Below are 20,234 nucleotides of genomic sequence, written 5' to 3' on the forward strand. Positions count from 1 at the left end.
TCAGCGAATCAACCGGGGCAACACCTCACCAGCCATCCCAGCTATTCCCCAATCGCCCTCCTCCAGCGCCAGTTGAGGATTGATGTGCAGAACCCTCGCTCCCGCCCGGCGGGCTATGGCTGGCAGCTCAGCCGCGGGATAGACCAAGCCTGAGGTGCCCACGACCAACAGTAATTCAGCCTCCTGCGCGGCCTTGAACGCCTTGATCAAAGCCGCCTGAGGAAGGGATTCGCCAAACCAGACGACACCCGGGCGCAACCGACCGCCGCAATGCTGGCAGCGAGGCGGCTCCAGCGCTCGCGCCTCCTCAGGCTCATTTGGCGCCGCGAGTGCTGTTCCAGGCTCACGGGCACAGGCGAAACAGCGAGGCTGCTGCAACGAACCATGCAAGTGGATGACATCCGCACTGCCCGCCCGCTCATGCAAGTCATCGACATTCTGGGTGATCAAGGTCATTTCCGGCTTGTGCGCGGCCAGTCGCGCAAGCGCCAGATGGGCCAGGTTCGGCTGAGCCTGCATGACGTTCATTCGCCGCCACTCGTACCACCCCCAGATCATTGCAGGGTTGCGACGGAACGCCTCCGCGCTCGCCAGTTGCGCCGGGTCGAAACGCTGCCAGAGTCCTGTCAGCGGGTCACGAAAAGTTGGAATCCCGCTTTCTGCCGAAACGCCCGCGCCTGTCAGTACCACAATCCGTTTAGCAGCCTGCAGCGCCTCAGCGGCCAGTTCCAGCGACGTCATGGCATTCTCCGCAACGTGTTTTGCATCAGAAGGGTGCTGCCGATGATGCCGCGCTGCCTGCTGAATGCGGAAGTGCAAACCTGAATTGGATGCGGGAGAACTTCACATAGCTGCAGCAACTCTCAGTAGCCCCATTGGGTCTTCAGCCCAACGACGTCCAGAGAGAAGTCCGTGAATGAAGGGTGCTTATCGTTAGATAACCATGGCCTTCTCAGAAGGCCTTGAGCAGGTTTTCTGCGGACGCAGAAATGAAAAAAGCCCTTAACTGGCAACCAGTTAAGGGCTTTTAATATGGCGCAGCGGACGGGACTCGAACCCGCGACCCCCGGCGTGACAGGCCGGTATTCTAACCGACTGAACTACCGCTGCGCGTCGGCCGGACTTTCGTCCGAATCACAGAGCCTGCCGTGCGTTGCACTTGGCTATCACCCTGTGAGGCGCGCAATTTACGCATCCACCCGAACCAAGTCAACAGCCCGACCCATTTTTTATTCAAAACAGCGGCCTTTTGCGGTCACAGCTGGAATCCATTCTGGATCGGGCACCTTTTTCCGGAAAAACAGTCAGTTGCACAGGCATGTTCAGGTAGTTGGCGTTGTTCATCGATTTCATCCTCGTTCGCGCTCGATTGCCAGCGGTGCCCGCGCGCCCTTTCAGCGCCAATGCACTTTCGTGCCTGGGGATCTGGCAAGGGTTGTCACCATCAGGTTTACGGAGCGCCCGGCTTGGCTTTCCCAACGGTACTGCACAAGGCAAACCGGCATGCGCCGCTGATCGCGAGCGCGGTAATCATTGTGCTGTTTGGCGCCTATCTCACAGGCCGTATCAATGACTGGCTGCAACTTGAACGCACGCAGCCCGCAGCTACCGCAGGCAACAGCCAGCCCGCAGACGTTGCGCCAGATATTCAGCGTATGGCAAACCTGTTCGGAACATCACCCGAGCACGTCGGCACCAGCCCCCTTGCAAATTCCGAACTCACACTGCATGGCAGCTTCGTGCATGCCGATCCACAACGCTCCTCGGCGATTATTCAGCGATCAGCTCAGCCACCGCAGCTCTACAGGGTCGGCGAAGAGCTTGAACCTGGCCTGAGCCTGCACAGCGTGCATCCGGACCGGGTTGAGGTGCTGCGCAACGGTCGAATCGAAACGCTGCGCTTCCCCAGCACGCGCTCCGCCGCGGCCATGACGGACTACAGTGAAGAAGCCATGCCAGCGGAGCAACCAGACCCGCAGACAGAACAGATGGATGCCCTTCGCCAGCATCTGGAAGACATGGCCACACCGATAGAAAACGCGCCCGCCGATCAACCCGCCACGGAAGATGACTGATGCCCCCCTTTTCCTCTCGCTCGCTCATCGCTCTGATCGCCGCTGGACTGCTTTTCGCACCCCTGCCTTCGCTGGCTGCCGAGCCGGGCATCGAGCGCGCCGAAACACAGCAGGACGGCTGGACGATCAATCTCAAGGACGCAGACATTCGTGCGTTCGTGGACCACATCAGCCAGCTCACCGGGCAGACGTTCATCGTCGATCCGCGCGTCAGAGGTCAGGTCAGCGTGGTGTCATCAACCACACTCTCGTTGGCCGAGGTCTACCAACTGTTCCTCTCGGTGATGGCCACGCATGGCTACAGCGTCCTGACCCAGGGTGGCGTGGCGCGTATCCTGCCCAACGCCGAGGCCAAGACCGAAGCCGGTGGCGGGCCAAGCGGTGGCGACCTGCTGGAAACCCGTGTCATCCAGGTGCAGCATACCTCTGCCACAGAGCTGATTCCGCTGATACGACCGCTGGTACCGCAGTACGGCCATCTGGCAGCCGTCAGCTCCGCCAATGCACTGATCATCAGTGACCGCAGTGCGAACATCGCCCGACTGGAAAAGCTGATCCGCCAGCTTGATCGCGCCCAGACCGGCGATCACAGCATTGTGGATCTGCAATACGGCTGGGCTACGGATATCGCCGAAGTGCTGCGCAACACCCTCGCACGTGGCGAGGCAAGGGATACGGCCGGCGCGCAGATCATTGCCGACTCACGCACAAACCGGCTGATCTTCACCGGCCCGGAACAGGCCCGGCAGAAGCTCGCCAGCCTGGCGCAGACACTGGACACACCCAGCACCCGATCGGCCAACACCCGGGTAATCCGCCTGCGCCACAATGATGCCAAGGCACTGGCGGAAACCCTGGGCGACTTCTCGGAAAGCCTCGCCGCGCCAGCTGAAGGCGAGATGAGCAGCGGACGCATTCAGAGCACCCTCATCCGCGCCGATGAAAGCCTCAACGCGCTGGTGATGCTGGCCGAACCGGAGTTGCTCGGCATGCTGGAATCCATCGTCCGCCAGCTCGACATTCCGCGCGCGCAGGTCATGGTCGAAGCGGCCATTGTTGAGGTTTCCGGTGACATAACCGATGCGCTGGGCGTGCAGTGGGCGGTGGATGCACGTGGCGGCACAGGTGGTGCCGGAGGCGTCAGTTTCGGCAATACCGGGCTTTCCATTGGCCGCGTACTCAATGCGATCAACGACAACGAGATTCCCAACAACCTGCCCGACGGCGCCATCATCGGCATCGGCACACGCAGCTTCGGCGCGCTGATCACCGCACTGTCGGCCAACAGCAAAAGCAACCTGCTCTCCACCCCCAGCCTGCTGACGCTGGACAACCAGGAGGCAGAAATCCTCGTCGGCCAGAACGTCCCCTTCCAGACGGGTAGCTACACCACCGATGCCTCGGGGGCGAACAACCCCTTCACCACCATCGAGCGACAGGATATCGGTGTCACGCTCAAGGTCACTCCACATATCAACGAGGGTGCCACGCTGCGGCTGCAGATCGAACAGGAAATCTCCTCCATCGCACCCAGCGCCAGCCTGACGGCGCAGGCGGTCGATCTGGTGACCAACAAGCGTTCGATCAAGAGCACCATTCTTGCCGAGGACGGCCAGGTGATCGTGCTGGGAGGGCTGATCCAGGACGACGTGACCCAGACCAATTCCAAGGTGCCGCTGCTGGGTGACATCCCTCTGTTGGGCGCACTGTTTCGCTCGACCCAGGAGAGCCACATCAAGCGCAATCTGATGGTGTTCCTGCGGCCAACGGTGATCAGGGACCGCGCAGGGCTGGCGGCGCTCTCCGGGAAGAAATACAGCGATATCCGGGTTATCGAGACCGATTCCGGCAGCCCGAGCATCCTGCCCGCGACTCCCGAGAGACTTTTCGATGGTCAGGGTCAGCCGGCACCCGCCATCGACCTGCGCCCCGGCGAGCCAGAGCGCCGCAGCAGCGCACCCGCAACGCCGGCGCCAGCCTTCAGCCCGCCGACACGCACCACGGAGCCTGCGGCTGTGCGGAGCGGATGGGCGATACAACTGGCGAGCCTGAGAAACCGCGATAATGCGACAGCACTTCGTGACAAGCTGACCGCCGAAGGCTTCGATGCCTATATCCAGACAGCCACGGGCCTCTATCGCGTATTTGTAGGCCCCTTCAGCGAACGTGCCGAGGCCAACCGCCTGCGTACGCAGTTATCGGAGGAACACAGGCTGGATGGGTTTGTCGTGCGATTGGCAGGCCGCTGAAAGACCCTTATTCCACGGGCCGGGGCAATGCCGAGCCTGAGAACCACCGTATGGTAGGAGCGGACTTGTCCGCGAGCTTTGTTTTTGAAGTTCCAGTCCCAAAAACTCGCGGACGAGTCCGCTCCCACAAAATCGGCGTGCAGGCCCAGCGGGCCCGCTGTTTGTCAAAGCGCAGCCAATCCCCTGGCCAGGTCAGCCTTGAGATCAGCCAGATCTTCCAGGCCCACCGCAACACGAATCAGATTGTCGCGAATCCCCGCCGTGGCGCGCTCTTCCGGCGAGAGACGGCCATGGGTCGTTGAACCCGGATGGGTGATGGTCGTTTTGCTGTCACCGAGGTTGGCCGTAATGGAAATCAACCGGGTCGCATCGATGAAACGCCAGGCTCCTTCCTTGCCACCTTCCACGTCAAAACTCAGCACGGCGCCGAAGCCTTTCTGCTGCCGCTTGGCCAGCTCATGCTGCGGGTGGCTGGGCAGGCCGGCGTAATAGACCTTTTCGATGCCTGGCTGCTGCTCCAGCCATTCGGCCAGTGCCTGCGCGCTGGCGCAATGCGCCTGCATGCGCAGACGCAAGGTCTCCAGCCCCTTGAGAAATACCCAGGCGTTGAACGGGCTGAGGGTCGGCCCGGCGGTGCGCAGGAAACCCACCACTTCTTTCATCTGTTCGGCACGACCGGCAACGACGCCACCCAGGCAACGCCCTTGGCCGTCGATGTACTTGGTCGCCGAATGTATGACGATATCAGCGCCCAGCGCCAGCGGCTGTTGCAAGGCAGGCGTACAGAAGCAATTGTCCACCGCCAGCATTGCACCCTTGGCATGGCACAGCTGCGCCAGCACCTCGATATCCACCAGCTCGGCCAGCGGGTTGGAGGGTGACTCGACGAAAACAAGCTTGGTATTGGCCTTGAAGGCCGGTTCCCAGGCATCCACATCGATCAGCGGCACGTAATCGACTTCGAGCCCGAAACGTTTCAGGTACTTCTCAAACAGCGAAACGGTAGCGCCGAAGACACTGCGCGACACCAGCACATGGTCGCCCGCCGAACACAGGCTCATCACCATCGCCAGGATCGCCGCCATGCCGGAAGCTGTTGCCACAGCCTGCTCGGCGCCTTCCAGGGCGGCAATGCGCTCCTCGAAAGCACGTACGGTGGGGTTGGTGTAACGGGAGTAAACGTTACCCGGCACCTCACCGGAAAAACGTGCCGCCGCATCGGCAGCACTGCGGAAGACGTAGCTGGAGGTGAAGAACAGCGGCTCTCCATGCTCGCCCTCCGGTGAGCGGTGCTGGCCCGCGCGCACCGCCAGCGTGTCGATGCCGACGCCCGACAGGTCACTGTCCAGCCGGCCCGCATCCCATTGGTCAGTCATGATTTCATTCCACGCAGGAGCAGGCCGATCAGCGCCCGCTCACAATCAGTTGTTGTACAGGTCGATGATGGCGCTGCTGACGGCGGCCTGGCTCTTGCTCAGGTCATTGCGTGCCTGCTCGATCCGGTGCAGGTAGGCATCGTCGATATCGCCTGTAACGTACTTGCCATCGAATACCGCGCAATCGAAGTGCTCGATCTTCACCTTGCCGCCCCCTACGGCGTCCACCAGATCTTCCAGATCCTGATAGACCAGCCAGTCGGCACCTATTAGCTCGGCTACCTGCTCGGTGCTGCGCTCATGGGCGATCAGCTCGTGGGCGCTGGGCATGTCGATACCGTAAACGTTCGGATAGCGCACGGCAGGCGCTGCAGAACAGAAATACACGTTCTTCGCGCCGGCCTCGCGCGCCATCTGGATGATCTGCTTGCAGGTGGTGCCGCGCACGATGGAATCATCGACCAGCATCACGTTCTTGCCGCGGAATTCCAGGTCGATGGCGTTGAGCTTCTGCCGCACCGACTTCTTGCGCGCCGCCTGGCCCGGCATGATGAAGGTCCGGCCGATATAGCGATTCTTGACGAAGCCCTCACGGAACTTGACGCCCAAACGGTTCGCCAGTTCCAGCGCGGCGGTACGGCTGGTATCGGGAATCGGGATGACCACATCGATATCGTGCTCGGGGCGCTCGCGCAGGATCTTGTCGGCCAGCTTCTCACCCATGCGCAGGCGTGCCTTGTAGACCGAGACGCCATCCATCAGCGAATCCGGGCGCGCCAGGTAGACGTGCTCGAAGATGCACGGCGCGTACTGCGGGTTGGCCGCGCACTGGCGCGTATGGAGCTTGCCATCGGCGGTGATATAAACCGCCTCGCCGGGCGCCAGATCGCGTATCAGGGAGAAGCCCAGCACATCCAGCGAAACGCTCTCGGAGGCGATCATGTATTCGACACCTTGATCGGTGTGGCGCTGACCAAACACGATCGGGCGGATTGCATGGGGATCGCGGAAGCCGACGATGCCATAACCGGTGACCATGGCCACCACGGCATAACCGCCAACACAGCGCTCATGCACCTTGGCCACGGCAGCAAACACGTCTTCCTCGGTAGGCTGCAGCTTGCCGCGCACCGCCAATTCATGGGCAAAGACGTTGAGCAGCACCTCCGAATCGGAGTTGGTGTTCACGTGCCTCAGGTCGGACTCGTAGATCTCCTTGGTCAACTGATCGACATTGGTCAGGTTGCCGTTGTGCGCCAGGGTGATGCCGTAGGGCGAGTTGACATAGAAAGGCTGCGCCTCCGCCGAAGTGGAGCTGCCAGCGGTGGGATAGCGGACATGGCCAATACCCATGTTACCTATCAGGCGCTGCATGTGGCGCTGCTGGAAGACGTCACGGACCAGTCCGTTGTCCTTGCGCAGGAACAGTTTGTCGCCGTCGCTCGTCACGATACCGGCGGCATCCTGTCCACGGTGTTGCAGTACGGTGAGTGCGTCGTACAACGCCTGGTTGACGTTCGACTTACCGACGATGCCGACAATGCCACACATGCAGGGACCTCTCAGTTATTACAGGCTGATCCGGACAGGACGCAGGGTGCAAACCCCACAGCGAGCCGTGGTAAAAAAGTTGCTCGTCTCAACCGGAGGTCTCGAGCGAGCCGGTCATCCACTGGCTGCCAAACCCAAGGATCAGGTTCTTCGACCAGTCGGCAATCAACAGAAAATGCGGCAGCAGCGACGACTCACGCCACCAGGGATCCTGCTGTACGGGTGCAAGGCTCAACAAGCCCACCAGCACCACAATCAGCAACCCGCCTCGGGCCGCCCCAAAAATCATTCCAAGAAAACGATCCGTGCCGGACAGCCCGGTCACTCGAACCAGCTCACCAATGAGAAAATTGATCAGCGCACCCACCAGCAGCGTCACCACGAACAGAATCGCGCAGGCCGCAATGACCTGGAACGAAGGCGTGCTGATGTATGCAGCGAGATGGTGGGACAGCGCGCCACCGAACATCCAGGCAACCACACCGGCGATGATCCAGGTGAGCAGGGAAAGCGCTTCCTTCACGAAACCGCGCTTCAAACTGATCAGGCTGGAGATGACTACAACGGCGATAAACGCCCAATCGACCCAGGTGAACGTCACGGGGTTTCCTGCACAGGGGAAAAGCGATGCATTTTAGCAGAGCGACTGCCGAGGAGTAACAGGTCGTTTAAAAACTAGGCACGCCTGCTCAGGGAGCTTTAGCCCTTCTCCGGCTCAAAACGCACGACAAATCCATCCAGTTTCTGCTGACGCTGCAGAACATCGCGCAACCGATTGGCTTCTGCCCGCTCGATCAGCGGGCCAACGAACACCCGGTTCATCCCGCCCACAGTACGTATGTACGCGTTGTAGCCCTGGGAACGCAGGGTAGTCTGCAGCTTCTCGGCATTTTCACGACTGGAAAGACTGGCCAGCTGCACCGACCAGCTGACTGGCAGATTGGCTGCGTCCAGCCGCTGCTCCTGCGTCGCCGCAGCGGGTGGAGTGCTCGGAACTGCAGTGGCCGGTGGCTCTGCCGGAGCAACCGGAGGTTCGGCAAGCGCTGGAGCAGGTTCGATCGGAGTGGTCGGGGCTTCAACAACTGCCGCAGGCGCCTCCTCGACAATCTCGTACTCCTCGGGGAACGGCTCGCTTTCGGGTGTGGGCACCTCCACCTGCTGCGGCTCGAGAACCGGAGCGGCGGGCGTCTCGGGCATCGATGGCGCATCCATTGCCACCTGAGAACCTTCATCCTCACGATTGAACAACATCGGCACGAAGATCACCGCCAGCGCCAACAGCACCAGCGCACCCACGATACGTTGCAACAGTCCTTTATCCACCAATGCCCTGCCCTCGCTCCGTCGCATGCCGATCAAGCCAGTCCAGCGCCTCGGCCACACAGTAAAAAGACCCGAACAGCAGTATCTCGTCCCCGGCAACCGCTTGGTCGCACTGCGCGTCGAGCGCCTCGCATACAGTGGAGTAGATACTGACCGAGGCTCCGCGTTCCATCAACACCTCACTCAATTGCGCACCAGAGCGTGCACGCGAGGTGGACAGGGGCGCAACGGCCCAGTCAGCGACGACAGGCAGCAAGGGCTCGATCACTCCAGCCAGATCCTTGTCGGCCAGCAGGCCGAACACCGCAAGCCGCCGCCCGACCACTGGCTGTTTCAGCAGAGCTCGCGCCAGATAGTCCGCCGCATGCGGGTTGTGCCCGACATCCAGCAGGATCGACAGCTCGCGACCTTTGTACGTAATCAACCGGCGATCAAGCCTGCCGACAACCCGCGTGGCCAGCAGTGCAGCTACCAGTGAGAGCGGCTGCCAGGGCATATCGAGCAAGGCAAATGCCTGCAGCGCCAGCGCGGCATTTTCCAGAGGCAGATCGATCAATGGGAGGTCGCGCAGATGCAGCGGCAGGCCGGAGCGATCACGGCCATGCCAGTGCCAGCGATCCTGCTCGACCTGCATATCGAACTCACGACCACGCAACAGCAAGGGCGCTGCCAGGCGGGCCGCAGTGTCAATCAGAGTCTCAGGCGGCTCCGGATCACCGCACACGGCGGGCATCGTGGAGCGGAAGATCCCTGCCTTTTCGAAGCCGACGCTGTCACGACTGTCGCCCAGCCAGTCGGCATGATCCAGGCCAATGTTGGTGACTACCGCCACATCAGCATCGACCAGATTCACCGCATCGAGACGACCACCCAACCCGACTTCCAGCACTACAGCATCCAGCGTCTCACGCTCGAACAGCCAGAAAGCCGCCAGCGTGCCCATCTCGAAATAGGTCAGAGAAGTTTCGCCACGCGCCGCCTCGACTGCGACAAAGGCCTCGCACAGCGCCTCATCGGAGGCTTCAACGCCATTGATACGCACGCGCTCGTTATAACGCAGCAGATGCGGCGAGCTGTAAACGCCCACGGTCTTGCCCTGCCCGGCCAGCATCTGGGCAATGAAGGCACAGGTGGAACCTTTGCCATTGGTACCGGTGACCGTCACGACTTGTGGCGCCGGCCTGGTCAGGCCAAGCCTTGTCGCCACCTCACGGCAGCGATCAAGGCCCATGTCGATGGCCGTAGGATGCAGTTGCTCAAGATAGCCGAGCCAGTCCTGCAAACTCCGGGAGGTCATGCGTCAGCCGTTACCAGAGCCGGCTCGGCGATTGCCGGGAGCCGCTGCAGCTGAGCGAGGAGGCGGGACAGGCGGGCACGCAACTCGGCACGTGGGATGATCAGGTCGATGGCACCGTGGTCGAGCAGGAACTCGCTGCGCTGGAAACCTTCCGGAAGCTTTTCACGTACGGTCTGCTCGATCACGCGCGGGCCGGCGAAGCCGATCAATGCCTTGGGCTCAGCCACAATGACATCACCAAGCATCGCCAGGCTGGCCGACACACCGCCGTACACGGGATCAGTGAGAACCGAAATGAACGGCAGGCCTTCTTCACGCATACGCGCCAGAACCGCCGAGGTCTTGGCCATCTGCATCAGGGAAATCAGCGCTTCCTGCATCCGAGCACCGCCCGAAGCCGAGAAACAGACCAGCGGGCAACGCTGTTCAAGGGCGACATTCGCCGCACGCACGAAACGCTCACCGACGATTGCGCCCATGGAACCACCCATGAAGGAAAACTCGAAGGCACAGGCCACCACCGGATTGTTCATCAGGGTGCCGCGCATGGCGATCAGTGCATCCTTTTCACCTGTCTGTTTTTGCGCAGCGGACAGGCGATCCTTGTACTTCTTGCTGTCACGGAACTTCAGGCGATCCACCGGCTCAAGATCGGCGCCGATTTCTTCACGGCCTTCCTTGTCGAGGAAGATATCCAGGCGCGCACGTGCATCGATGCGCATGTGATGGTTGCACTTGGGGCAGACATCCAGGGTTTTCTCCAGCTCCGGACGATACAGAACCGCCTCGCAGGAGGGGCACTTGTGCCACAGCCCCTCAGGTACCGAGCTCTTCTGCGTTTCCGAACGCATGATCGAAGGGATCAGCTTGTCTACCAGCCAGTTGCTCATGCTCTTATTCTCCACAGCTTGTCAGTCCCGTGCGTAATCACTGCACGCATCAGGCGGATTCATCGTCGCGACCAGTCTCCACTCGGAGCTCACTGCGTCGCCTGGGCGATACGCCAGAAGGCGCTGTCGCTGAAACTCGATCCCGTCGAACATGACGGGTATCACTCAAACAAAGGGATTCGCCAACCAGCGAATGGTAACTGGACGGCAAGGACTCCCTGCTCGTCACATACTGGTGCGAACCTGGCCAATAAATTCACGTACGCGGGCGGCATCCTTCACCCCCTTGCTCAACTCCACCCCGCCGCTGACGTCCACCGCGAACGGGCGCACACGCTCGATGGCCTGTTGCACATTCTGCGGAGTCAACCCACCAGCCAGGATCAGAGGCTTGGGCAGATCGGCAGGCACCAGCGACCAGTCGAACATCTCGCCTGTACCGCCCGGAACCCCATCAACGAAGGTATCCAGTAAAACTGCACTGGCTCCGGCATAACGCGCAGCCTCAGCGCGGATATCGTTACCGGCCCGAACCCTCAGTGCCTTGTACCAGGGCCGGTGAAAGCCTTCGCAATCGTCCGGCATTTCATCACCGTGAAACTGCAGCACATCCAGCGCAACGGCATCCAGGGTTTCATTGATTTCACAACGGGATGCGTTGACGAACAATCCGACAGTGGTCACAAAGGGAGGCAGCGCCGCGATGATTTCACGTGCCTGGGCGATACTCACAGCACGCGGGCTCTTGCTGTAAAACACCAGACCGATGGCATCCGCACCGGCTTCTGCGGCGACAAGCGCATCTGCAGCGCGGGTAATTCCACATATCTTGCTACGAACGATAGGCAACGGCAGATACCTGCGAGAAAAGACCCCGGATGGTAACAAAAGCATCGCATGCTGCAAGAGGCATCATCGGGGGCTGTCAGGCACGCACATCGGGCAACCCCGACAGGAAATGCGGCCCCAGATAACGTTCGGGCAACTCGAACTCTTCCGGATAGTCCACCTGGACCAGATAGAGCCCATAGGGATGTGCCGTGACCCCACCCGTGCGTCGAATACGCGTCTCCAGAACCTCCCTGGCCCACTCAACCGGACGCTCACCCGCGCCAATGGTCATCAGCACGCCAGCGAAGTTGCGCACCATATGATGCAAAAAGGCGTTGGCCCGAATGTCGAGAACGATCAGCCGCCCGAACTCCAGCAATTCCAGGTGATGAATGGTCTTGATCGGCGATTTCGCCTGGCACTGGCGCGCACGGAATGCGCTGAAATCATGGGTACCGACGAAAACTCTGGACGCCTCGCGCATGCGCTCTACATCCAGCGGACGATGGTTCCAGGTCACCTCTTCGGCCATGTGCGCCGGCCTGATCTGATCGTTATAGATGACGTAGCGATAGCGACGGGCCATGGCGCTGAAACGCGCGTCGAAATGCTTCGGCATCTCTTTTGCCCAGGTCACGCTGATGTCGCCGGGCAAGTTCATGTTTGCGCCCATTACCCAGGCATGCATGGAGCGAGTCACCGGAGTATCGAAGTGCACGACCTGGGCACAGGCGTGGACGAGCGCATCGGTTCGTCCTGCGCAGCTCAAGGTGACTGGATGCCCCCCGGCAACCTTGCTCAGCGCCTTTTCCAGCGACAATTGGATGGAGGGAACACCCTCGCGCTGACGCTGAAAGCCACGATAACGCGAGCCTTTGTATTCGACGCCCAGGGCGATTCTGGAAATGCCAGCGGCAGCCGAGGTGGCTGCCGCTTCAGGTACTGCTTCAGTCATGATCAGGCGAGTTTGGCGAGCATCTCGCGCGCCTCCTGTTGTTGCGTGTCGCTGCCCTCAGCCATCACCTCGTCAAGAATATCGCGCGCGCCTTCGGCATCACCCATATCGATATAGGCGCGAGCCAGATCCAGCTTGGTAGTGGTTTCGTCGGTTTCAGCGAAGAAGTCGAAATCGTCATCGCCCATTTCATCAGGCAACTCGGTCGCGGACTCAGTTGCCGGATTTACCGGGGTCGATTCGATATTGAATGCAGGCTGCTCAAGCGGCTCTTCCAGGTCACTCGAGATATCACCAAGCTCGGCCTCAATATCATCAAGCTCGGCAACGAAGGTTTCCGGCTGCGCATCTTCGCTCGGCTCATCATCCAGCGAAAGATCAAACTCATCGGGCATATTTTCGGGGTGATCGAGCTCAGGAAGATCGAACCCCAGGGACTCGACTGGCTCCGACGCAACCGGAGCAGGCTCGATGACCGGATCATCCAGACTGAAATCGCTCTCCGCTGCAGTCGGCAGCTCCTCATCCAGCTCCAGCGAGAAACTGGCCAGCTCGTCTGCAAGGGAAGTCTCACTGGCGGGACTGGAAAGCTCGTCCAGATCAAAGGAGAAATCGTCCGCTGCCTCTTCGCTTGCCGCAACCTCAAGCTTCAACTCATCGAAATCAAGCTCGTCCAGCTCGTCCAGCTTCTCGTCGCCGGCCTCAACCACTGGCGCAATCGGCGCTGCAAAATCATCGCTGAGTTCCAGATCATCCAGGCTCAGGTCAAAAGAATCATCAAGGTCCTGACCCGCGACTGGCGCAGGCTCATCAAGCTCAAGATCATCCAGATTGAAGCTGTCGAAATCGGTGCCAGTTGCGGCTGCCGCCACACCTGCCGCCGCCGCAAAACCCATCGCCGGATAGCGCGCCTTCAGCTGATCAATGCTTGCAGAAGAGCCGCCGATATCGCGCAATTCCGCTTCCTGCCGCGAGAATGCATCGCGATCACCAAGTTCTGCGTAGACTTCCATCAGCTTCAGTCGCAGATCGCTGCGCTGCGGCTCATCGTTCAGCGCGTTCTGCAGAAGGTCTGCAGCCTGATTGAAGCGACCGTAGGCAATGTAGATATCCGCCTCGGCGATCGGGTCATTGGCCATGCCAGCAATGGAATCCATCGCATCATCGGCAGGCACCGCCATCTGATCGGCAACTTCGAGGTCGGCAACGGCAAGGGCCGGCTTGTCTACAAAAAGGTTATCCGGCTCACTCTCGGCGAGCAGGCTCTCCTGGAGCTCGGCTTCCTTCATGGCGTTACGGCGCGACAGAGCCATCAAACCGACCAGCAAGAGCAGCAGGGCACTTCCGCCCAGCGCAGCAAGCAGCATCGGATTGGCCATCAACTGCTGGATATAACTGTCTGCAACCGGCTCTGCCGGAGGGGTGACGGGGGCGACTGGTGCTGGCGCAGCGACAGGGGCCGGTGCAGGCTTGGCGGCTGGCTCGGGCTCTGCCGCAGGTGGAGTAGCGCCAGCTTCTTCGGGCTCAACGCCTTCAGGCTCGACTGCTGCGCCCTCTGCCGAGGCTGTACCGACCTCTTCGGCTGCATCGGGCGCAACATCAACCGGCGTGGCAGCTTCAGCGCCGGGCGCGGCACCTTCGGCCAGTTGCGCCTGCAATTTGGCAAGCTGATCGTCCTTGAGCTGCATCAGCCGTTGCAATTTTTCCAGCTGCCCTTCGAGATCACTCAAACGATCTTTCAGGTCCAGGTTCTCGCGACGACTGGAATCGAGGCTCTCCTCTGCTCCAGCGAGTCGATCTCGCAGCGCCCTTGCATCGTCTGCGGTACCGGTATCACTCCCGGTTGTCGACCTGCCGGTTTCTGGCGCAACAAGACGCAGACTGTCCCCCGTCTCACTGCGCGACGGCGCCGCGCCCGCTGCGCTGCGTTGCCTGGCATCAAGCTGACGCTCACTGGCGGCAGGCTGAGCGCGGCCCTGTCGCCAGCTGGCATTCTGTTGAGCGACCTGCTCTACAGCTTCCGTCTGGGAACGATTGGTAATCTGCTCGGCACTGGGCAGGCGCAACACCTGGCCATTCTTCATCCGATTGATATTGCCGCCGATGAATGCGTCCGGATTCAGATCCTGAATGGCCAGCATGGCCTGATGAACCGTACCGCCCTGCCGCGTACGTTCGGCTATTTCCCAAAGCGTGTCATTCGGAGTGACTTTGTACTCATTGCCGGCCTGCGAGGAAGCACTGGCCGAACGGGCTGGAGTTGTCTGAGGCGCCGCACGCGGCGGCACAGCTGGCCGGGCAACAGGTGCAGCAGTAGGCAGCTGAGGCGCGACGGCTGCAGCTGTTTCCGGAGAATAAAGCGGCGGATCGAGCAGCAGCGTGTATTCGCGCAGCAGGCGACCACTCGGCCAGAGAACCTCAACGAGAAAATTCAGATAGGGCTCGCGAACCGGCTTGCTCGATGAAACCTGAATGACGTTCTTGCCATCCGGGCGCAAAACAGGGGTAAAAGTCAGGTCGGTCAGGAAATACGGACGATCAAGGCCCGCCCGATTGAAGTCCTCGACGGATGCCAGCCCTGGAATTACCTCGCCTGGGGCCAGAGCTTTCGCGTCCAGCAGCTCGATTTCAGCGACCAAGGGTTGGTTCAGCGCCGACTTCAGCGTGACCTCTCCCACTCCCAGCGCATATGCCATTTCGGATGTCAGAGCGGTAGCAGCCGCGATTGCCAGCACCAGATTGCGAACCCGAACCATTATGTAATCCCTTGTTTTGCTATCTCGGACTTTCGAGAGGGTCTTGTAATCACTGCCGGGGACAGTTCCCCGCCAGCAACAAGCCTGAACAGTGTCGTCAGCTAGAAAATTTCTTCGAATTTCCGGCAAGTATCTTTTACAGATAGTGTTTTATCAACAACTGCCCGGACTGCACGACGTTGCCCGCTGCGCCTTTTGCCACGTTATCAGACACAATCCACAAATTGAGTTTAGGTTTGGGGCAACCGCTGAAAAGGCATTGACCCATGCGCGATGGCATTCTGCCCGAAGACTTCGCAAAACTATTGATCCGCTTCACACATGAAAAAAAAGCGCCGCGGCAAAGCCAGGGCGCTTTATCTGTTAGCCAGTGATGTTTATCGCTCTAGCAGAATGCGCAACATGCGGCGCAGCGGTTCGGCTGCTCCCCAAAGCAGCTGATCACCCACGGTGAAGGCACCCAGATAATGCGAGCCCATGTTGAGCTTGCGCAGACGCCCCACCGGCACGCTCAGGGTACCGGTCACGGCAGTCGGACTCAGTTCCTGCATGCTGGCATCACGATGATTCGGTACCAGCTTGACCCATGGATTGTGCTGGCTGATCAACCCCTCAATATCGGAGATCGGCACATCCTTGTTCAGCTTGATGGTCAGCGCCTGGCTATGGCAGCGCATGGCACCGACGCGCACGCAGATGCCATCGACCGGAATCGGGCTTTTGAAACGACCCAGAATTTTGTTGGTCTCTGCCTGTGCCTTCCACTCTTCACGGCTCTGCCCGTTGGGCAGCTCCTTGTCGATATAGGGGATCAAACTGCCGGCCAGCGGCACGCCAAAATTGTCCACCGGGAAGGTTTCTGAACGTTGGCACTCGGCAACCTTGCGATCGATCTCCAGAATTGCACTGGCCGGATCGGCCAGCTCGTCGGCCACCGCCGTGTTGATGGCGCCCATTTGCTTGATCAGCTCGCGCATGTTCTGCGCACCGGCGCCGGATGCCGCCTGGTAGGTCATGGCGCTCATCCACTCCACCAAGCCGTTCTCGAACAGACCGCCCAGCCCCATCAGCATCAGACTGACGGTGCAATTGCCACCGATGTAGTTCTTGGTCCCGGCATCCAGTTGCTGGTCGATCACGCGACGGTTGACCGGATCGAGCACGATAACGGCATCATCCTGCATGCGCAGGGAAGACGCTGCGTCGATCCAGTAGCCCTGCCAGCCGGCTTCACGCAGCTTCGGGAAGACTTCATTGGTGTAGTCGCCACCCTGGCAGGTCAGGATCACGTCGAGGCCTTTCAGCTCGTCGATGCTGTAGGCGTCCTTCAGCGCAGCGGTTTCCTTGCCAATATCGGGGCCCTGGCCACCGACATTGGAAGTGGTGAAGAACACGGGCTCGATCAGGTCGAAATCCCGCTCTTCCAGCATCCGCTGCATGAGCACGGAACCGACCATACCGCGCCAACCGATCAGACCTACACGTTTCATCGCAACTACACCTATAGAAAAAGTGGCCCGCGCAGATTAAGGCGGGCCAGAAGATTACAACTTCGCGAGGGCCGCGACTACTGCATCACCCATCGCCTGAGTGCCGACTTTGTTACAACCTTCGGACCAGATGTCTCCGGTACGCAGGCCTTGATCAAGCACATCGCTGACCGCTTGCTCGATGGCATCGGCCGCTGTCACTTGGTTGAAGCTGTAACGCAGCATCATCGACACGGAGAGGATGGTGGCCAACGGATTGGCGATGCCCTTGCCGGCAATATCCGGTGCTGAACCGTGACACGGCTCGTACATGCCCTTGTTGTTGGCATCCAGCGAAGCAGACGGCAGCATGCCGATGGAGCCGGTCAGCATGGACGCCTCATCCGACAGGATGTCGCCAAACATGTTGTCGGTGACCATCACATCGAACTGCTTGGGTGCACGGACCAGCTGCATGGCAGCGTTATCAACGTACATATGCGACAGCTCGACCTCGGGGTAGTCCTTGGCGACTTCTTCGACCACTGCGCGCCACAGCTGGCTGGAAGCCAGCACGTTGGCCTTGTCCACCGAGCAGAGCTTCTTGTTGCGCACCATGGCCATGTCAAAGCCAACCCTGGCGATGCGCCGGATCTCGCTTTCGCTGTACGGCAGCGTGTCGTAGGCCATGCGCTCGCCATTTTCCAACACTTTGCTTTCGCGCGGCTGGCCGAAATAGATGCCACCGGTCAACTCACGCACGATGAGGATATCCAGACCGGAAACGATTTCCGGCTTCAGACTCGACGCCTCGGCCAGCTGCGGATACAGCAACGCCGGACGCAGGTTGCCGAACAGACCCAGCTGCGAACGGATTTTCAACAGACCACGCTCGGGGCGAATAGCTGGATCGATGGTGTCCCATTTCGGCCCGCCGACGGCACCCAGCAGGATGGCATCGGCGGCACGCGCGCGCTCCAGGGTTTCGTCAGCCAGCGGCACGCCGTATTTGTCGATGGCCGCACCGCCCAGCTCGTCATAGCTCAGCTCGAAGCCCAGTGCGTACTTCTCATTGGCCAACTGCAGCACCTTGACCGCCTCGGACATGATTTCCGGACCGATGCCATCGCCGGGCAATACCAGAATCTGCTTACTCATTGCATCCCTCGATTTTTCGTAGGGTGGATGACGTTTTTCATCCACCGAAAATTCTGCAAGCTGGATGGATGAAACGTCATCCACCCTACCCTCATCCATTTATTTGATTGCACCGAACAGCCAGGGCTGGTGCTGACGGTGTTTTTCCTCGAACGCACGGATCTCTTCGGCGTTCTGCAGCGTCAGGCCAATATCATCCAGGCCATTAAGCAGGCAATGCTTGCGGAAGGCATCGACTTCGAAACTGTACTGTTTGCCATCCGGGCGGGTAACGGTCTGGGCAGCGAGATCAACAGTAAGCTGGTAGCCCCCGGTCGCCTCGGCCTGCTCGAACAGCTCATCCATTTCGGACTCGCTCAGGATGATTGGCAGCAGCCCGTTCTTGAAGCTGTTGTTGTAGAAAATATCGGCGAAACTCGGCGCGATGATCGCACGGAAGCCGTATTCCTCCAGCGCCCAGGGCGCATGCTCACGGGACGAGCCGCAGCCGAAATTCTCGCGCGCCAGCAGCACGCTGGAGCCCTGATAGCGCGGGAAGTTCAGCACGAAGTCCTTGTTTACCGGGCGCTGTGAGCAATCCTGGTTCGGCTGACCAACATCCAGATAGCGCCACTCATCGAACAAATTCGGGCCGAAGCCGGTGCGCTTGATGGACTTGAGAAACTGCTTGGGAATGATCTGGTCGGTGTCGACGTTGGCGCGATCCAGCGGGCAAACCAGGCCGGTGTGTTGGGTAAATGCTTTCATGCTGTTGCTCCTCAGGCCTGGATCAGTTCGCGAACGTCGATGAAACGACCGGTCACCGCTGCAGCCGCAGCCATGGCCGGGCTGACCAGGTGAGTACGCCCACCGGCGCCCTGGCGACCCTCGAAGTTGCGGTTGGAGGTCGAGGCGCAGTGCTCGCCGCTACCGAGCTTGTCTGGGTTCATCGCCAGGCACATGGAGCAGCCCGGCTCGCGCCATTCGAAGCCGGCTTCGACGAAGATCTTGTCCAGCCCTTCAGCCTCAGCCTGCTGCTTCACCAAACCGGAGCCAGGCACCACCATGGCCTGCTTGACGTTCGCTGCAACCTTGCGGCCCTTGGCGACTTCAGCCGCCGCGCGCAGATCCTCGATCCGCGAGTTGGTGCAGGAACCGATAAATACGCGATCCAGCTTGATCTCGGTGATCGGCTGGTTGGCTGCCAGCCCCATGTACTTCAGCGCACGGACGATGGAATCACGTTTGACCGGATCGGTTTCTGCAGCCGGGTCCGGCACGTTCTGATCGACAGCCAATACCATTTCCGGCGACGTGCCCCAGCTGACCTGCGGCTTGATGTCTTCGGCCTTCAACTCGATGACGGTGTCGAAGATCGCATCATCGTCGGAAACCAGGTCTTTCCAGGCTTCCACTGCGGTTTGCCAGTCAGCCCCCTTCGGGGCATAAGGACGACCTTCGACATAAGCGATGGTCTTCTCGTCACAGGCCACCATGCCCACGCGGGCTCCGGCTTCGATGGACATGTTGCAGATGGTCATGCGCCCTTCCATGGACAGATCGCGGATGGCGCTGCCGGCGAATTCCAGGGCATGGCCGTTACCGCCGGCGGTGCCGATCTTGCCGATCACGGCGAGCACGATGTCCTTGGCGGTGACGCCGAACGGCAGCTTGCCTTCGACGCGCACCTGCATGTTCTTCATCTTCTTGGCCACCAGGCACTGAGTGGCGAGCACATGCTCGACCTCGGAGGTGCCGATGCCGTGAGCCAGCGCACCGAAGGCGCCGTGGGTAGACGTATGCGAATCACCGCAGACCACGGTCATACCGGGCAATGTGGCGCCCTGCTCCGGGCCGATGACGTGGACGATGCCCTGACGGATATCGTTCATCTTGAATTCGAGAATGCCGAACTCGTCGCAGTTTTCGTCAAGGGTCTGCACCTGAATGCGTGAGACTTCGTCGGCGATGGCTTCCAGACCACCCTGTCGCTCCCCCTTGGTGGTCGGTACGTTGTGATCCGGGGTGGCGATATTGGCGTCGATGCGCCACGGTTTGCGATTGGCCAGGCGCAGCCCTTCAAAGGCCTGCGGCGAAGTCACCTCATGGAGGATATGGCGGTCGATGTAGATCAGCGACGAACCATCATCGCGGCGCTTCACTTCGTGCATTTCCCAGAGCTTGTCGTAGAGCGTTTTGCCGGCCATCGGACTTTCCTCATCTGCTTTCTATGCGGGGCAAATAGCCCTTTAGCTTATGGGGTGATGCTAGGGGTTTGCACCTGATTACTCAAATTCATATTTTTTATCCAATGCATTCCTTTCA

The 20,234-nt window shown here is 60.2% G+C and carries 16 protein-coding genes, 1 tRNA gene and 1 pseudogene; 2 read left to right on the top strand and 16 right to left on the bottom strand.

Features of this window, described 5'->3' with window-relative positions; translation table 11 throughout:
• Both NAV32_RS13985 and NAV32_RS13990 read right to left on the bottom strand, forming a co-directional pair.
• A complete protein-coding gene (locus NAV32_RS13985; protein WP_256053406.1) occupies positions 1-741 on the bottom strand; it encodes an SIR2 family NAD-dependent protein deacylase in 741 nt (246 codons plus the stop codon).
• A gap of 292 nt (positions 742-1,033) precedes the next feature.
• Positions 1,034-1,110 (bottom strand) — tRNA-Asp (locus NAV32_RS13990).
• Positions 1,111-1,148: 38 nt separating this feature from the next.
• On the opposite strand from NAV32_RS13990, the gene NAV32_RS13995 reads away from it, so the two are divergent.
• A complete protein-coding gene (locus tag NAV32_RS13995) occupies positions 1,149-2,075 on the top strand; it encodes a type II secretion system protein N (protein ID WP_256053407.1) in 927 nt (308 codons plus the stop codon).
• Positions 2,075-4,324: a type II secretion system secretin GspD gene (gene gspD / locus NAV32_RS14000; RefSeq protein WP_256053408.1), complete on the top strand. Its 2,250-nt coding sequence runs from the start codon at positions 2,075-2,077 to the stop codon at positions 4,322-4,324. The genes NAV32_RS13995 and gspD overlap by 1 nt, the downstream gene beginning before the upstream one ends.
• A gap of 164 nt (positions 4,325-4,488) precedes the next feature.
• On the opposite strand, the gene NAV32_RS14005 is transcribed toward gspD, so the two are convergent.
• From NAV32_RS14005 to leuC, 14 genes and pseudogenes are all read right to left on the bottom strand, one after another.
• Positions 4,489-5,700, bottom strand: a complete 1,212-nt coding sequence (locus NAV32_RS14005; protein WP_256053409.1) for an O-succinylhomoserine sulfhydrylase — start codon at positions 5,698-5,700, stop codon at positions 4,489-4,491.
• 45 nt (positions 5,701-5,745) lie between these two features.
• Positions 5,746-7,251: an amidophosphoribosyltransferase gene (gene purF, locus NAV32_RS14010; RefSeq protein ID WP_256053410.1), complete on the bottom strand. Its 1,506-nt coding sequence runs from the start codon at positions 7,249-7,251 to the stop codon at positions 5,746-5,748.
• Positions 7,252-7,339: 88 nt separating this feature from the next.
• Positions 7,340-7,852 carry a CvpA family protein gene (locus tag NAV32_RS14015; protein WP_256053411.1) on the bottom strand — a complete coding sequence of 171 codons (513 nt, stop codon included), beginning with the start codon at positions 7,850-7,852 and terminating at the stop codon, positions 7,340-7,342.
• A gap of 98 nt (positions 7,853-7,950) precedes the next feature.
• On the bottom strand, positions 7,951-8,601 hold the full coding sequence (locus NAV32_RS14020; protein ID WP_256053412.1) for an SPOR domain-containing protein: 651 nt from the start codon (positions 8,599-8,601) through the stop codon (positions 7,951-7,953).
• Positions 8,567-9,871 carry a bifunctional tetrahydrofolate synthase/dihydrofolate synthase gene (gene folC, locus NAV32_RS14025; protein WP_256053413.1) on the bottom strand — a complete coding sequence of 435 codons (1,305 nt, stop codon included), beginning with the start codon at positions 9,869-9,871 and terminating at the stop codon, positions 8,567-8,569. Before folC ends, NAV32_RS14020 begins: the two co-directional genes overlap by 35 nt.
• Entirely contained in the window at positions 9,868-10,761 is an 894-nt protein-coding gene (gene accD, locus NAV32_RS14030; protein WP_256053414.1) for an acetyl-CoA carboxylase, carboxyltransferase subunit beta, read from the bottom strand. The genes folC and accD overlap by 4 nt, the downstream gene beginning before the upstream one ends.
• 225 nt (positions 10,762-10,986) lie before the next feature.
• On the bottom strand, positions 10,987-11,610 hold the full coding sequence (locus tag NAV32_RS14035; protein WP_256053415.1) for a phosphoribosylanthranilate isomerase: 624 nt from the start codon (positions 11,608-11,610) through the stop codon (positions 10,987-10,989).
• 76 nt (positions 11,611-11,686) lie between these two features.
• Positions 11,687-12,547, bottom strand: coding sequence for a tRNA pseudouridine(38-40) synthase TruA (gene truA / locus NAV32_RS14040; protein WP_256053416.1), 861 nt, complete (start codon positions 12,545-12,547; stop codon positions 11,687-11,689).
• Positions 12,548-12,549: 2 nt separating this feature from the next.
• The gene (locus tag NAV32_RS14045) at positions 12,550-15,303 is read right to left on the bottom strand and encodes a FimV/HubP family polar landmark protein (protein WP_256053417.1); all 2,754 of its coding nucleotides are present in this window, start codon (positions 15,301-15,303) and stop codon (positions 12,550-12,552) included.
• A gap of 136 nt (positions 15,304-15,439) precedes the next feature.
• Positions 15,440-15,535, bottom strand: a pseudogene (locus tag NAV32_RS14050) (aspartate-semialdehyde dehydrogenase); the annotation flags it as partial.
• Positions 15,536-15,680: 145 nt separating this feature from the next.
• The gene (gene asd, locus NAV32_RS14055) at positions 15,681-16,793 is read right to left on the bottom strand and encodes an aspartate-semialdehyde dehydrogenase (RefSeq protein WP_256053418.1); all 1,113 of its coding nucleotides are present in this window, start codon (positions 16,791-16,793) and stop codon (positions 15,681-15,683) included.
• Positions 16,794-16,847: 54 nt separating this feature from the next.
• The gene (gene leuB / locus NAV32_RS14060) at positions 16,848-17,930 is read right to left on the bottom strand and encodes a 3-isopropylmalate dehydrogenase (protein WP_256053419.1); all 1,083 of its coding nucleotides are present in this window, start codon (positions 17,928-17,930) and stop codon (positions 16,848-16,850) included.
• A 99-nt stretch (positions 17,931-18,029) separates the two neighbouring features.
• A complete protein-coding gene (leuD, locus tag NAV32_RS14065) occupies positions 18,030-18,677 on the bottom strand; it encodes a 3-isopropylmalate dehydratase small subunit (RefSeq protein WP_256053420.1) in 648 nt (215 codons plus the stop codon).
• A gap of 11 nt (positions 18,678-18,688) precedes the next feature.
• Positions 18,689-20,116 carry a 3-isopropylmalate dehydratase large subunit gene (gene leuC, locus NAV32_RS14070; protein WP_256053421.1) on the bottom strand — a complete coding sequence of 476 codons (1,428 nt, stop codon included), beginning with the start codon at positions 20,114-20,116 and terminating at the stop codon, positions 18,689-18,691.
• Between the last annotated feature and the right edge of the window lie 118 nt (positions 20,117-20,234).

The organism is Stutzerimonas stutzeri (genome assembly GCF_024448695.1).
Classification (GTDB): Bacteria; Pseudomonadota; Gammaproteobacteria; order Pseudomonadales; family Pseudomonadaceae; genus Stutzerimonas; species Stutzerimonas stutzeri_T.

Bases quoted from the DNA above. Each gene is read 5' to 3' on its own strand.
- NAV32_RS13985 (WP_256053406.1), bottom strand. From the start codon at position 741: ATGACGTCGCTGGAACTGGCCGCTGAGGCGCTGCAGGCTGCTAAACGG.
- gspD (WP_256053408.1), top strand. From the start codon at position 2,075: ATGCCCCCCTTTTCCTCTCGCTCGCTCATCGCTCTGATCGCCGCTGGA.
- NAV32_RS14005 (WP_256053409.1), bottom strand. From the start codon at position 5,700: ATGACTGACCAATGGGATGCGGGCCGGCTGGACAGTGACCTGTCGGGC.
- purF (WP_256053410.1), bottom strand. From the start codon at position 7,251: ATGTGTGGCATTGTCGGCATCGTCGGTAAGTCGAACGTCAACCAGGCG.
- NAV32_RS14020 (WP_256053412.1), bottom strand. From the start codon at position 8,601: ATGCGACGGAGCGAGGGCAGGGCATTGGTGGATAAAGGACTGTTGCAA.
- folC (WP_256053413.1), bottom strand. From the start codon at position 9,871: ATGACCTCCCGGAGTTTGCAGGACTGGCTCGGCTATCTTGAGCAACTG.
- accD (WP_256053414.1), bottom strand. From the start codon at position 10,761: ATGAGCAACTGGCTGGTAGACAAGCTGATCCCTTCGATCATGCGTTCG.
- truA (WP_256053416.1), bottom strand. From the start codon at position 12,547: ATGACTGAAGCAGTACCTGAAGCGGCAGCCACCTCGGCTGCCGCTGGC.
- NAV32_RS14045 (WP_256053417.1), bottom strand. From the start codon at position 15,303: ATGGTTCGGGTTCGCAATCTGGTGCTGGCAATCGCGGCTGCTACCGCT.
- asd (WP_256053418.1), bottom strand. From the start codon at position 16,793: ATGAAACGTGTAGGTCTGATCGGTTGGCGCGGTATGGTCGGTTCCGTG.
- leuB (WP_256053419.1), bottom strand. From the start codon at position 17,930: ATGAGTAAGCAGATTCTGGTATTGCCCGGCGATGGCATCGGTCCGGAA.
- leuD (WP_256053420.1), bottom strand. From the start codon at position 18,677: ATGAAAGCATTTACCCAACACACCGGCCTGGTTTGCCCGCTGGATCGC.
- leuC (WP_256053421.1), bottom strand. From the start codon at position 20,116: ATGGCCGGCAAAACGCTCTACGACAAGCTCTGGGAAATGCACGAAGTG.